The sequence below is a fragment of the Lachnoclostridium sp. An169 genome, from assembly GCF_002160525.1.
GTDB lineage: Bacteria > Bacillota > Clostridia > Lachnospirales > Lachnospiraceae > Mediterraneibacter > Mediterraneibacter cottocaccae.
In genome coordinates, this window is sequence record NZ_NFKT01000014.1 from 75,667 (window position 1) to 90,347 (window position 14,681).

General features: G+C 49.1%; 10 protein-coding genes and 1 other annotated feature. All 10 genes read right to left on the bottom strand.

The features are described from left to right. Window positions 1–69: 69 nt before the first annotated feature. The 10 genes from rpoC to rplK all read right to left on the bottom strand — a co-directional run bounded on the left by rpoC (window position 70) and on the right by rplK (window position 14,669). Window positions 70–3,708 carry a DNA-directed RNA polymerase subunit beta' gene (gene rpoC, locus B5F07_RS11310; protein ID WP_087161389.1) on the bottom strand — a complete coding sequence of 1,213 codons (3,639 nt, stop codon included), beginning with the start codon at window positions 3,706–3,708 and terminating at the stop codon, window positions 70–72. A 14-nt stretch (window positions 3,709–3,722) separates the two neighbouring features. After that, window positions 3,723–7,586 (bottom strand): DNA-directed RNA polymerase subunit beta, encoded by a 3,864-nt coding sequence (gene rpoB, locus B5F07_RS11315; protein WP_087161390.1) that lies wholly within the window; start codon window positions 7,584–7,586, stop codon window positions 3,723–3,725. A gap of 206 nt (window positions 7,587–7,792) precedes the next feature. Then, window positions 7,793–8,167 (bottom strand): 50S ribosomal protein L7/L12, encoded by a 375-nt coding sequence (gene rplL, locus B5F07_RS11320; RefSeq protein ID WP_087161391.1) that lies wholly within the window; start codon window positions 8,165–8,167, stop codon window positions 7,793–7,795. 116 nt (window positions 8,168–8,283) lie between these two features. Continuing rightward, window positions 8,284–8,862: a 50S ribosomal protein L10 gene (rplJ, locus tag B5F07_RS11325; RefSeq protein ID WP_087161431.1), complete on the bottom strand. Its 579-nt coding sequence runs from the start codon at window positions 8,860–8,862 to the stop codon at window positions 8,284–8,286. An 83-nt stretch (window positions 8,863–8,945) separates the two neighbouring features. Beyond that, window positions 8,946–9,087 (bottom strand) — a sequence feature (ribosomal protein L10 leader region). 10 nt (window positions 9,088–9,097) lie between these two features. After that, window positions 9,098–10,519 carry an MFS transporter gene (locus tag B5F07_RS11330; RefSeq protein WP_087161392.1) on the bottom strand — a complete coding sequence of 474 codons (1,422 nt, stop codon included), beginning with the start codon at window positions 10,517–10,519 and terminating at the stop codon, window positions 9,098–9,100. 21 nt (window positions 10,520–10,540) lie between these two features. Beyond that, entirely contained in the window at window positions 10,541–11,683 is a 1,143-nt protein-coding gene (locus B5F07_RS11335; protein ID WP_087161393.1) for a uroporphyrinogen decarboxylase family protein, read from the bottom strand. Next, window positions 11,680–12,084: a hypothetical protein gene (locus B5F07_RS11340; RefSeq protein WP_087161394.1), complete on the bottom strand. Its 405-nt coding sequence runs from the start codon at window positions 12,082–12,084 to the stop codon at window positions 11,680–11,682. The genes B5F07_RS11335 and B5F07_RS11340 overlap by 4 nt, the downstream gene beginning before the upstream one ends. A 207-nt stretch (window positions 12,085–12,291) precedes the next feature. Further along, complete coding sequence (locus B5F07_RS11345; RefSeq protein WP_087161395.1) at window positions 12,292–13,341, bottom strand: substrate-binding domain-containing protein; 1,050 nt, start codon at window positions 13,339–13,341, stop codon at window positions 12,292–12,294. An 81-nt stretch (window positions 13,342–13,422) separates the two neighbouring features. Further along, window positions 13,423–14,115: a 50S ribosomal protein L1 gene (gene rplA, locus B5F07_RS11350; protein ID WP_087161396.1), complete on the bottom strand. Its 693-nt coding sequence runs from the start codon at window positions 14,113–14,115 to the stop codon at window positions 13,423–13,425. A 128-nt stretch (window positions 14,116–14,243) separates the two neighbouring features. After that, window positions 14,244–14,669, bottom strand: a complete 426-nt coding sequence (gene rplK / locus B5F07_RS11355; protein WP_087161397.1) for a 50S ribosomal protein L11 — start codon at window positions 14,667–14,669, stop codon at window positions 14,244–14,246. Window positions 14,670–14,681 lie beyond the last annotated feature (12 nt).

Below are 14,681 nucleotides of genomic sequence, written 5' to 3' on the forward strand. Positions count from 1 at the left end.
CTGTCATAAGGCAGAGGATATTTTTTATGATCTGTGTGCCCGAAGGCACACATTTCTTTTATTGTTTTTTCATTCTTCCACAGGAGCTTCTGTTTCCGGCTCTTCACTTTCATCCAGTGTGATCTCGTCATCCAGATCAAGTTCATCATCCATCTGAATGTCTGTGTTCAGTTTTACGTCACGGTATTTCTTCATACCCGTACCTGCCGGGATATGCTTACCGATGATGACGTTCTCTTTCAGGCCTACCAGATGGTCTACCTTTCCGTTGATTGCAGCCTCGGTGAGAACCTTTGTCGTCTCCTGGAAGGAAGCTGCGGACAGGAAGGAATCTGTTGCCAGAGACGCCTTGGTGATACCAAGCATGATCTGCTCTCCCACTGCCGGTGTCTTTCCTTCTGCTGTGAGCTGTTCATTGACATCCTCGAACTCGAGTACATCCACCATAGTGCCCGGCAGGAATTCGGAATCTCCTCTTTCCTCCACACGCACTTTCTTCAGCATCTGACGCACAATAACCTCGATATGCTTATCGTTGATATCAACACCCTGCAGACGGTAAACTCTCTGTACCTCGCGGAGCATGTAGTCCTGAACAGCGCGCAGACCCTTGATCTTCAGAATGTCATGCGGATTCACACTACCTTCTGTAAGCTCGTCGCCCGCCTCAAGCATAACGCCGTCCTGGATCTTGATTCTTGATCCGTAAGGAATAAGGTATGCCTTGGACTCTCCTGTCTCCTCGTTCGTGACGATAACCTCGCGCTTTTTCTTTGTATCGCTGATTGTCGCCCGTCCGGCAAACTCTGTGATAATTGCAAGTCCCTTCGGCTTTCTTGCCTCGAAAAGCTCCTCCACACGGGGAAGACCCTGTGTGATATCGTCACCTGCGACACCTCCGGTATGGAAAGTACGCATGGTAAGCTGTGTACCAGGCTCACCGATGGACTGTGCGGCAACAATACCGACAGCCTCGCCGACCTGAACCACTTCTCCGGTAGCCATGTTTGCACCATAGCACTTGGAACATACACCGTTCTTGCACTTACATGTAAGAATGGTACGGATCTTGACTTTTTCGATGGGTTCACCGTTTTCGTCAACACCGTTCCTGATCACCCGCTCTGCACGGCGCGGTGTAATCATATGGTTTGCCTTGACGATTACATTGCCGTCTTTATCTTTGATATCCTCGCAGGAGAAACGTCCTGTGATACGATCCTGCAGGCTCTCGATCTCCTCGTTTCCGTCCGTAAATGCATGCACATACATGCCCGGAATCTCCTGATTCGGTCCGACACAGTCTGAATCATGAATGATCAGCTGCTGTGAAACGTCTACCAGACGTCTCGTAAGGTAACCGGAATCGGCTGTACGAAGCGCCGTATCGGAAAGACCTTTACGTGCTCCATGGGCGGACATGAAATATTCCAGTACGTCCAGACCTTCACGGAAGTTGGACTTGATAGGCAGCTCGATAGTACGTCCTGTCGTATCCGCCATCAGTCCGCGCATGCCGGCAAGCTGTTTGATCTGCTTGTCAGAACCACGGGCTCCGGAATCCGCCATCATATAGATGTTGTTGTATTTATCCAGACCGGAAAGCAGGGCCTCTGTCAGTTTGTCGTCGGTTGCTTTCCATGTCTCTACGACTTCTTTGTAACGCTCTTCCTCTGTGATAAGACCACGCTTATAGTTCTTTGTGATCCTGTCCACCGTGTTCTGTGCTTCCTCGATCATCTGCGGTTTCTGCGGCGGCACGGTCATATCGGAAATGGATACGGTCATGGCTGCTCTCGTGGAGAACTTGTATCCGATAGATTTTACATCATCGAGTACTTCTGCCGTCTGTGTCGCGCCGTGTGTGTTGATAACCTTCTCGAGGATCTGTTTGAGCTGTTTCTTTCCTACATGGAAATCAATCTCCATGAGCAGCTCGTTGCCCGGTACGTCACGGTCTACGAAGCCGAGATCCTGAGGAATGATCTCGTTGAAGAGCAGTCGTCCGAGGGTCGCATCGATGGTTCCTGTCTTCACAGTGCCGTCCGGCATTGTCTTGGACACGCGGACCTTGATCTGAGAGTGAAGGGTGATATAGCCGTTCTCGTAAGCAAGAATTGCCTCGCTCACACTCTTGAAGAACATTCCCTCTCCCTTTGCTCCAGGTCTTACCTGAGTCAGATAGTAGATACCGAGGACCATATCCTGGGAAGGGACAGCCACCGGACCTCCGTCTGAAGGTTTCAGCAGGTTGTTCGGCGAGAGCAGGAGGAAACGGCACTCAGCCTGCGCCTCTACAGACAGCGGTACATGGACAGCCATCTGGTCACCGTCGAAATCGGCATTGTAAGCTGTACAAACAAGGGGATGAAGCTTGATCGCCTTACCTTCCACAAGGATCGGCTCAAATGCCTGGATACCCAGTCTGTGCAGCGTGGGGGCACGGTTCAGCATAACCGGATGCTCTTTGATAACCTCCTCGAGCACATCCCATACCTCCGGCTGAAGTCTCTCAACCATCTTCTTTGCATTCTTGATATTGTGTGCTGTGCCGTTTGCCACAAGCTCTTTCATAACAAACGGTTTGAACAGCTCGATTGCCATCTCTTTCGGGAGACCGCACTGATAGATCTTCAGCTCCGGTCCTACGACGATAACGGAACGTCCGGAATAGTCAACACGTTTTCCGAGAAGATTCTGACGGAAACGTCCGGATTTACCTTTCAGCATGTCGGACAGGGACTTCAGCGCCCTGTTTCCCGGTCCTGTGACCGGACGGCCGCGGCGTCCGTTGTCGATCAGGGCATCGACAGCTTCCTGGAGCATACGTTTCTCGTTGCGCACGATGATATCCGGCGCACCAAGCTCCAGAAGTCTTTTCAGACGATTGTTACGGTTGATGATCCTTCTGTACAGATCATTCAGGTCAGACGTCGCGAAACGTCCGCCGTCGAGCTGTACCATAGGACGAAGATCCGGAGGAATGACCGGGATCGCTGTGAGAATCATCCACTCCGGACGGTTGCCGGACTCGCGGAACGCCTCTACCACTTCGAGACGTTTTACGATCCTTGCACGTTTCTGTCCGGTAGCGTTCTCCAGGGCTCCCTGAAGCTCTGCATACTCTTTCTCAAGGTCGATCCCCTCAAGGAGCTCCTTGATCGCCTCAGCACCCATTCCCACACGGAACGCTTTGCTTCCCCATTTTTCTTTCTGCTCCTGGTACTCTGCCTCGGAGAGGATCTGCCTGTTCTGCAGATCTGTCTCGCCTTTATCCAGCACAATGTAGGATGCAAAATACAGCACTCTCTCCAGAGTACGCGGGGAGATATCGAGGATCAGTCCCATGCGGCTCGGGATTCCCTTGAAATACCAGATGTGGGACACTGGAGCGGCCAGGGCGATATGCCCCATCCTCTCACGGCGCACGCTGGATTTTGTGACCTCTACTCCACAGCGGTCGCAGACCACGCCTTTATAGCGGATCTTCTTATACTTTCCACAGTGGCACTCCCAGTCCTTGCTCGGTCCGAAGATCCTCTCGCAGAAAAGACCGTCTTTCTCAGGTTTCAGTGTCCTGTAGTTGATGGTTTCCGGCTTTGTTACCTCTCCTCTGGACCATTCCAGGATCTTTTCCGGTGAAGCAAGGCCGATCTTGATCGCATCAAACGTTAACGGCTCATATTGTTGTTCATTGTTATTTGGCATAGAAACGGCTCCTCCTATTCTTCCTCATCACCCAGGTACTCGTCAAAATCTATATCCTCAAAATCGCTGTCATCCGGCTCTTCTTCCGGCTCAACATCTTCCAGGTCTTCGCCGACAAACTCCTGCTCGGTATACCCGTGATCCGCAAAGGACTCATTATCATCGCGGTATTTTCTGTCTCCCTCGATAATATGGCGCAGGTCTGTCTCACCGTAGTCCACGTTCTCCATAATCTCGACCTCTGTATTGTCATCGCGCAGCACACGCACATCAAGCGCAAGAGACTGCAGCTCTTTTAAGAGAACCTTGAAGGACTCCGGAATACCAGGTTCCGGAATATTCTCGCCTTTGATAATCGCCTCGTAAGTCTTCACACGGCCCACGACATCGTCCGACTTCACAGTCAGGATCTCCTGCAGTGTATAAGATGCGCCATAGGCCTCCAGAGCCCATACCTCCATCTCTCCGAAACGCTGTCCTCCGAACTGTGCCTTACCTCCCAGAGGCTGCTGTGTAACCAGTGAGTACGGGCCGGTAGAACGTGCATGGATCTTATCGTCTACAAGGTGATGCAGCTTCAGGTAGTGCATGTGTCCGATGGTAACCGGGCTGTCGAAATACTCACCGGTACGACCGTCTCTCAAACGGACTTTTCCATCTCTTGAAAGCGGCACACCCTTCCACAGCTTCCTGTGCTCCCTGTTGTCAGAAAGATACCGAAGCACTTCCGGGAGCAGTTCTTCTCCGTGTTTCTTCTCAAACTCATCCCACTCCAGATTCACATAATCGTTTGCCAGATCAAGAGTGTCCATAATATCGATCTCGTTTGCACCGTCAAATACCGGTGTGGAGATATTGAATCCAAGCGCTTTCGCTGCAAGGCTCAGGTGAATCTCCAGGACCTGCCCGATATTCATACGGGACGGCACGCCCAGAGGATTCAGTACGATGTCAAGAGGACGTCCGTTAGGCAGGAAAGGCATATCTTCCACCGGAAGCACACGGGAAACGACACCCTTGTTACCGTGACGGCCCGCCATCTTATCGCCCACGGAAATCTTTCTCTTCTGCGCAATGTAGATGCGGACTGCCTGGTTCACGCCCGGAGAGAGTTCATCTCCGTTCTCGCGGGTAAATACCTTCGCATCCACAACAATACCATACTCTCCGTGAGGAACTTTCAGGGAGGTATCCCTTACCTCACGCGCCTTCTCTCCGAAGATCGCACGGAGCAGTCTCTCCTCAGCTGTCAGCTCAGTCTCTCCCTTGGGAGTTACTTTGCCGACCAGGATATCCCCGGCACGAACCTCAGCTCCGATGCGGATGATACCTCTCTCATCCAGGTCTTTGAGTGCGTCATCGCCCACGCCCGGAATGTCTCTTGTAATCTCTTCCGGTCCGAGCTTCGTATCTCTGGCCTCTGCCTCATACTCTTCGATATGGACAGAAGTATAAACGTCATCCTGCACCAGTCTCTCACTTAAGAGAACGGCATCCTCGTAGTTGTAACCTTCCCAGGTCATAAATCCGATCAGCGGGTTCTTTCCGAGCGCCATCTCTCCGCCGGATGTTGACGGTCCGTCTGCGATAACCTGTCCTGCCTCAACTCTCTCGCCCTTGTCGACGATCGGTCTCTGGTTGTAGCAGTTGCTCTGGTTACTTCTCTGGAACTTGGTGAGCTTGTATGCCTTCTTTGTTCCGTCATCGTGGCGAACTACAATCTGGGTGGATGTGGAGCTTTCCACAACTCCCGCCTGCTCTGCGATCACGCAGACTCCGGAGTCAACCGCAGCCTTTACTTCCATACCTGTTCCGACAACAGGAGCTTCTGTTGTCAGGAGCGGCACCGCCTGACGCTGCATGTTGGATCCCATCAGTGCACGGTTTGCATCATCGTTCTGCAGGAACGGAATCAGTGCCGTAGCCACAGAGAACACCATCTTCGGGGACACATCCATGTAATCGAATTTATTTCTCTCATACTCCTGTGTCTCCTCGCGGTAACGACCGGATACATTTTTATTCACAAAGTGGCCTTCCTCGTCGAGGGGCGTATTCGCCTGCGCCACATGGTAATTATCTTCCTCATCCGCGGTCATGTATACAACCTCATCCGTAACACGCGGATTATTCGGATCAGACTTGTCAACCTTGCGGTACGGAGCCTCAACAAATCCGTACTGGTTGATTCTCGCATAACATGCAAGGGAGTTGATCAGACCGATGTTCGGTCCCTCAGGCGTCTCGATAGGACACATTCTTCCGTAATGGGAGTAGTGAACGTCGCGGACCTCGAATCCTGCACGGTCTCTGGAAAGACCTCCCGGTCCGAGAGCGGAGAGACGTCTCTTATGCGTCAGCTCGCCCAACGGGTTGTTCTGATCCATGAACTGGGACAGCTGGGAGGAACCGAAGAACTCCTTCACCGCTGCGGTCACCGGTTTGATGTTGATCAGAGACTGCGGGGAGATTCCCTCCTGGTCCTGAGTCGTCATTCTCTCACGGACAACTCTCTCCAGTCTGGACAGACCGATTCTGTACTGGTTCTGGAGCAGTTCGCCCACTGCACGGATACGGCGGTTGCCCAGATGATCGATGTCGTCGTCATTTCCCATGCCGTACTCAAGGTGCATGTTATAGTTAATGGAAGCAAGGATATCTTCCTTCGTAATGTGCTTCGGAATCAGATCATGAATATCCCTTTTAATCATGCGCTTCATCTCATCGATGTCGCCTGCGGATTCCTCGATAATTCCGGCCAGAACCGGATAGTAAACCTGCTCTGTCACACCGACTTCCTTCGGGTCAATGTCCACAACAGCCTGGAGATCCACCATCATATTGGAAAGGATCTTGATATTGCGGGACTCATCCTCGCCTTCCACCCACAGATACGGAGCGGCAGAATTCTGGATCGCATCTGCAATCTCGCGGGTAATCTTTGTCCCCTTTTCAGCTACAACTTCTCCGGTCAGCGGGCTCACTACATCTTCAGCCACAATCTGTCCCGTGACACGGTTTCTGAGCATAAGCTTCTTATTGAACTTATAACGTCCCACCTTTGCCAGGTCGTAACGTCTCGGATCAAAGAACATGCTTGTGATCAGGCTCTCCGCGCTGTCCACAGCAAGCGGCTCGCCCGGACGGATCTTTTTGTACAGCTCTAACAGACCCTCCTGATAATTCTCAGCAGTGTCCTTTCCAAAGCTTGCAAGGATCTTGGGTTCCTCACCGAACAGATCGATAATCTCCGCGTTTGTTCCGATTCCCAGGGCACGGATCAGCACTGTGATCGGGACCTTCCTTGTACGGTCAACGCGCACGTAGAAAACGTCATTGGAGTCCGTCTCATATTCAAGCCATGCACCTCTGTTCGGAATAACAGTAGCCGAATAGAGCTTCTTTCCAAGCTTGTCGTGGGCGATTCCGTAGTAGATTCCCGGAGAACGCACAAGCTGGCTTACGATAACACGTTCCGCCCCGTTAATGACGAAAGTACCGGTCTTTGTCATCAGCGGAAGATCTCCCATAAAGATCTCGTGCTCGTTGATCTCATCATTCTCTTTGTTGTAAAGCCTTACCCTGACTTTCAGGGGCGCCGCATATGTCGCATCACGTTCTTTACACTCATCGATCGTATACTTCACATCGTCTTCACAGAGTGTAAAGTCCACAAATTCCAGGCTTAAGTGACCACTGTAATCCGTGATCGGGGAAATATCGTCGAATACCTCTTTGAGACCTTCATCAAGGAACCACTGATAGGAATCCTTCTGAACTTCAATGAGGTTGGGCATCTCCAATACTTCTTTCTGCCTGGAATAGCTCATGCGGAAGCTTTTTCCGGTTTTGACGGGACGAATTCTGTTTTTCTCCATTGACGTTTTCACTCCTCATATATTTTTTTGCTGCAGTGCTGTCAAAACAGCTAGGCCACAGCTAATATGGCATAGCTTTCCATAATAGTGCATTTTTAACTATAACACAAACCCCTTTTTACTGTCAATAGCTTTTTAGGCAAAAACCAAAAGACCGCAGAAGCCGTTTATCTTCTGCGGTCTCATAATCATCTTTCGGTAAGCGATTATTTCAGGTTAACTTCAGCGCCCTGCTCCTCAAGTTTTGCCTTGATCTCCTCAGCCTCTGCCTTGGAAACAGCCTCTTTTACTACCTTCGGAGCGTTGTCAACGAGCTCTTTAGCCTCTTTCAGGCCAAGACCTGTGATCTCACGAACAACTTTGATAACTTTAACCTTGGAAGCGCCTGCAGAAACAAGCTCTACATCGAACTCATCTTTCTCTTCTACTGCTGCTGCCTCTCCGCCTGCTGCTGCAACTACAACGCCTGCTGCTGCGGATACGCCGAACTCTTCTTCACAAGCTTTTACTAACTCGTTTAACTCTAATACTGATAACTCTTTGATCGCTTCGATCATCTCAGCTGTTGTTAATTTAGCCATTTTAATATCCTCCATTTTCTAATTCTTTTTGATTATCTTTTTCGATTATCTTCCGGAGGGTTGTTCCTCCTCATCACGCCGGGATTCTCTCTTCTCCGACGCATATCCTGCCGCTGTTACTCTGCTGCAGGTGCTTCAGCCTCTGCCGGTGCTTCAGCTGTCTCTGCCGCCTCAGCCGGAGCCTCTGCTGCTTCTTCTGCCGGTGCAGCTTCTCCGCCCTGCTCAGCGATCTGCTTAATAACACGCGCAAAGTTTGTAATCGGTGACTGGAGACTTCCAAGCAGCTTGGAAAGCAGTTCCTCTCTTGAAGGAATCTTGGAAAGTTCTGTCAGCCCTGCTGTGTCATAAGCTGTTCCTTCTACGACACCGCCCTTAAGCTCAAGTGCCGGTGCGTCCTTTGCAAATTTGCACAGGATTCTCGCCGGAGCTGTCGCATCGTCTTTGGAAATAGCGATAGCGCTCGGTCCTTCCAGATAGCCCTCAAGCGCCTCGCACTCCGTTCCCTCGAAAGCTCTCTTCATCATCGTGTTCTTGTAAACCTTGTACACGATGCCTGCTTCTCTGAGCTGCTTACGGAGCTCTGTGTCCTGAGCAACTGTCAGTCCGCGGTAATCAACCAGTACAACTGACTGCGCGTCCTTAATCTCTTCTGCGATTGCCTGTACGATCGGCTGTTTTAATTCAACTTTTGCCACTTTCTGGTACACCTCCTTATAGATTCTGCGTGTACTGCCAAAGTCTGTATCCTTCCTGCCCGGGAATCCCGGATTCCCAAAGCGGACGAAATAAAAAACCTCCGTGCCGGAAGACACAGAGGTTTGTAAATTCATACATACGTAATAAATCTAACTTCCCTCGGTAGGCGTTTTGTCCTTACGCTTCACAGCACCTACTGTCTTCGGCAGTTGCTAAATTATAATAGCATATGACCTAACGCCTGTCAAGCATTTTTTTCTGCTTCTTCACCGCGTTTTCCTGCTGAATCCGGAGCATGGTGTTTCCATCCAGAGGATAGAACTTCATGGCGATCAGCGATATCACATGGCAGATCGCCGGGATGCCGAACATACATACCATAAGCGTGATCCGAAGTGCTCCTTCTGCCGGAACGTCCGGTGTAATAACTTTATCGCCATATCCCGCGATTGCCAGCGCAACACCGAGAATAAATGTGCTGAGCGAAGATACGAATTTATCTGCAAAAGAAAACAGGGACCCTACCATTCCCGGAATATACCGTCCGGTACGGTTCAGCTCGTAATCTGCACAGTCCGCGATCATCGGGTTTGAAAGATATACGGACACTGTGGAAAACGCCCTTTCCAGCATAATCAGGAGAAGCAGCGGTATGCCGTACTGTGCATCCGGATGCAGTGCGATAATCCCCAAAATGCTCACAAGGGAACAGACATTTGTTATCACATAGATTTTCTTCATTCCCCGTTTTCTTGCAATCATCGGTCCGATCGTCGTTGCCAGGATCGTTGGAAGAATAGCTGCTGTTGCCAGTGTTCCCTGCATGGAACTGTTTACAAGAATGTTCGCATAAAAATATGTAACGGTGGAATTGTAAATCATCCATCCAACTTTCTCTGTATTTGCGGAAATCATCAGGTAGCGCAGACCTTTATTTCCAACTAAAAGCTTTCCGAACTCTTTCAGAGAGAACTTCATGTCGTTCTTCTCCCCCAGTCCGAAGTATTCCGTCCTGTCTTTCTCCCAGATCCCGATTACGGCGAGCACGGTAAAGAATATCTGTACGCCTACAGCTATAAATACGATATTCTGCCATACAACGGGGTTCAAAAGTCCCCCTTCATATCTCGGCGCCAGAATTGTCGTAAGAAGAAGGCTTAATCCGGCATTGACAACTGATGACGCAATACTGTCGGAGATTGTGAAAAGGGGTCTCTGGGCCGGATCGTTTGTAAGAGCTGTCTGTCCGCCTTTCGTCACACAGGTCTGGCAGGTATAGCCAATAACATACAAAGCATAAAACGCTATGATATAGACTAACTTTGCCACTCCCGGCATATTCTGCGGGCAGAAAAAAATCATAATCATGGAAATATTCATAATCACAGACCCCACTACCATATACGGGCGGTACTTTCCAAACTTTCCGTCAGTCTTGTCAATCATAAATCCGACAATCGGATCTGTTACTGCATCAAACACGCGCATCCCCGTGGCAATAGCGCCTACAAGCACAGACGCCATTCCCAGAATATTCTGTGTAAATACCATAAAAAACGCCATCATGGCAAGGTTTGTATTCGTTGCCGAATTATTAAATGAGAAAAAAGCAACCTGCCATACTTTCGCTCTGTTGATTTCCGTCTTTTTTTCCATTTTCGTTTTCTCCTGTACTTCTTACTTATACTCTGCCGCTGCTTTTGCCCCGCGCAAAAGTGCCTTTACATTCTCAAGGGGCGTCCCGGTCTCCAGATAATCCGAGCAGGCAAAAATGTAATGTCCGCCCTTTTTCCCCACCATCATCTGCTCATACGCACATTTTTCAATCTCCTCCGGGGATGCCTCTTTCAGAAAATGAACCTGATCAAAATTACCGGAAAGAATCAGGTCAGTCCCAAAGTAGTCCTTTGCCTCTTCCAGCACATTGTCACCCTGAGGTTTCGGTGAAACGGTTTCCCAGACAGTGATTCCCAGTTTCTTATACTCCGGATAAAGCACCTTTGCGTTTCCACAGTTATGATATATCGTCGGCTTTCCTGCTCTGATCAGCACATCCAGTGCTCTCCGCTCATACGGCAGTACATACTGGTCAAAATAGTCCGCGCCCATGATGGCGCCGTTTGCAATATTCCCCTGGATTCCGACTGCATCGAAAACACTCCGGGCATATATCTCATTTTCTTCTGCTACCATATCGGTAAAATAATTCATATATTCTTCGTAATACTCCTCATCTGCAAGTGCGTCACAGAGCATATCCTGCACATCCATATAGGTTGCTACGAGATTGTAGACTCCTCCGATCGCCCATGGACAGGTAATCCCCAGGTCTCCTACTTCCTCTTTTGCAATCACACCCTGACTTAAAATGAATTCCTCATCTTCTGAGGAATGCTTCGGGCAGTACTTCCGGAAGGCCTCAAAATCCTCCTGCTCTTTTAACAGATATTCGGTCGTACTGAAATGAATCCCGGAAAGAATTTTTTCATTATACTCCGCTGCTTCCACCTGCTGCAGAGTCCGCTCGGGAGTGACAATCGTTGTTCTTCTGACATAATTATTTCCCTCTTTTCCCTCTGTGATCGTAACCCTCCATCCCTCGGCATCTTTTTTCAGGAAATACGGGATCGGATTGATATACTGCCTTGTGATCAGGTCAAAATCAAGTTCCTTCGCAAGCTGGACCGCATCATAAAGCCGGCTTGTATTCTTCCTGTCAAAATACCAGGACAGATACTCCTCCTGTACAAACGGACTTACCGGAACCCGGTCCGGGATCTCTCCTCTCAATACACATAATAATCTTTCTCTTGGTGTCATGCCACAATATCTCCTTTCATAAATGTTTCTATTTTTTCTTTTTCTTCCGGCTGCGCGGCAAATTTAACACTGTTGTCCATATTTCTGTTCTCAATGACAAGAACTTCTGTGTCTTCTTTCAGGATCAGTATGTGAGGTTCGCCTGCCTCAACCATATAAATCTGTTTTTTTTCAAGCTGAAATACCGACATCCTGCCGTCCTCTTCCGCGCCTTTAACCGCAAGCGCCGCACTTCCCCGAATCAATACAAATACCTCATCTGAATCTCTGTGTATTCCCCATGTCCCCGCCGCTGCCATGCCATTGACCGTTTCTTCGTACACATGATGAGCAATACGCCACTGCCCGCTTTCCTCAAAAACACCGAAACCTTTTTTTCCGTCCCAACTGTATTTTTTCATTTCTCATTCCTTTCTGTTTTGTTTTAGTATATTCTTTTACTAAAACGTTTTACTAATACGAAGTTTATATCATACATTCTTAATTGTCAACATCCTTTCTAATCTTTGGTAATCTCATCCAGATTTCCAGACTTCAATTTATATATTTTCCACAAAAAAGATCCCTCAGAATTTTCCCGATTCCAAAGGATCTCATCTTTGATTCTTTTATGAAATATAATACTGATAATTACTTCTCATGACAATGCCAACAGGGAGATATATTTTCTTCCTGTCCAGTTCTGCCAGGGTCAGGTAGCGGTAAAGAACATCCACCGCCGTTCTTCCCTGTTCCACATTCGACTGATAAATAGATGCATTCAGTATTCCGGAGGAAAAGTACGGTTCCAGTTCCAGAAAAACATCTGTACCGACGCAACATATATCGTGCTTATTCATCTCATCCAGAATTCTGCAGATCGAATATGTATTCCGGGCAGTACAGGAAAAAATACCGGTTATGTGCTCTTTCTTCAGCAGTTCCCGAACCTTTGCTCCTATTTCATCCATACCGAAACCGTCCACAAGAATCATATCCGACTCTCTTCCCCGTGTCCCTTCGAACTGGACAAATCCGCCCGCATACTTTTCATTGCTGTATATCTCCTTATTTCCGGTAAGAACCATGAGTTTACCTTCCCGTTCTCCGCATACACTGTCCAGATATTCTGCTGCCAGCCTTCCGGCAACTTCGTGATCGGCCCGTATACTGCACAGACAGTCTGACTCATCGCTGTAACTGGAAACAGAGACCACAGTCACTCCCTGCTTCCGGAATCTCCGCACCCACGCTGCTGTCTCCTCATCATCTGCAATGGTAATGATTCCATTGATGTCATCCAGAATCGTATCAAACAGATTCTGAAGCTCCAGCGAGATATTGCCGAGTCCGTATGCAGACTCCACATACCGGAACTCAATATTATAGGGGGCGAGTTCTTCTGCCGCATCCTGTATTCCCTTCCACAGTCCCCGGAAATAAAAGCGCTCGTCCCCCTCACACTTCGGGAGCACCACAGCTATAACAAGCGTTTTCCTCTTAATTGAGGCTGCCGCGGAATTAATCTGATAATGCGTCCGCTTTATCTCTTCCAGAATCTTACGGCGCGTTTCCTCCCCCACGCCTGCTTTTCCATAGATTACTCTGTGTACAGTTCCAACGGAAACGCCCGTGTTTTCCGCAATCTCTTTTATTGTTACCTTCTTTTTTCTGTCCATTTCCCGTCTCCGGCATAAATATATGCATTTTGAAAAAGGAACTATCAGACTGTACAGCCGATAGTTCCTCTATATGATTTCTTATGCAAGCTTCAGCGGGTTAACCTTCACGCCAGGGCCCATTGTTGATGTAAGAGTTACACTCTTCAGGAACTGTCCCTTGACTGCTGCCGGTCTCGCCTTGTTGATTGCATCGATAAGCGTCTGGAAGTTGTCCGCTAACTGCTCCTCGGTGAAGGAAGCCTTACCGATCGGCACATGGATAATATTTGTCTTGTCAAGTCTGTACTCGATCTTACCTGCTTTGATATCGTTGATCGCCTTTGTCACGTCCATTGTAACTGTTCCGGCTTTCGGGTTCGGCATAAGACCTTTCGGTCCAAGTACACGTCCGAGACGTCCTACAACGCCCATCATATCCGGTGTTGCAACTACAACGTCAAAATCAAGCCATCCCTCGTTCTGGATTCTCGGGATCAGTTCGTCTCCTCCGACAAAATCAGCGCCTGCTGCCTTTGCCTCCTCAGCCTTTGCATCTTTTGCAAAAACAAGGATGCGAACCTTTTTACCTGTTCCGTGCGGAAGTACAACTGCGCCACGGATCTGCTGGTCTGCATGACGTCCGTCACATCCGGTTCTGATGTGAGCCTCAATCGTCTCGTCAAATTTTGCTACTGCTGCTTTTTTTACTAATGCAACTGCCTCGTCTCTGTCGTAGAGGGTTCCTCTCTGGATCAGTTTGGCAGCTTCGATATATTTCTTTCCTCGTTTCATCTTTACAATAACCTCCTTGTGGTATTAGCGGGATTACCCCTCCCACCTGATTCGATTCTTATGCTTCAGGGCGGCTTTCCTATCCGGCATCCATGCTCCGTACCGGTGCAGAGCCGGGTGTACAGCGCCTACTCCTCTACTACAACACCCATGGAACGGCATGTTCCTGCGATCATGCTCATAGCTGCCTCAACGGTTGCAGCGTTCAGGTCCGGCATCTTTGTCTCTGCGATCTCTCTTACCTGCTCTTTCGTGATCGTAGCGACTTTGTTCTTGTTCGGTACGCCTGAACCGGATTTGATCTTGCAGGCTTTCTTGATCAGAACCGCTGCCGGCGGTGTCTTTGTGATGAAGCTGAAGCTTCTGTCATTGTATACCGTGATAACAACAGGGATAATCAGATCTCCCTGGTCTGCTGTTCTTGCATTGAACTGCTTTGTAAACTCAACGATATTTACACCGTGCTGTCCAAGTGCAGGACCAACCGGTGGTGCCGGAGTTGCCTTGCCGGCAGGAATCTGTAATTTGATGTATCCTTGTACTTTCTTTGCCATTTTAAATAACCT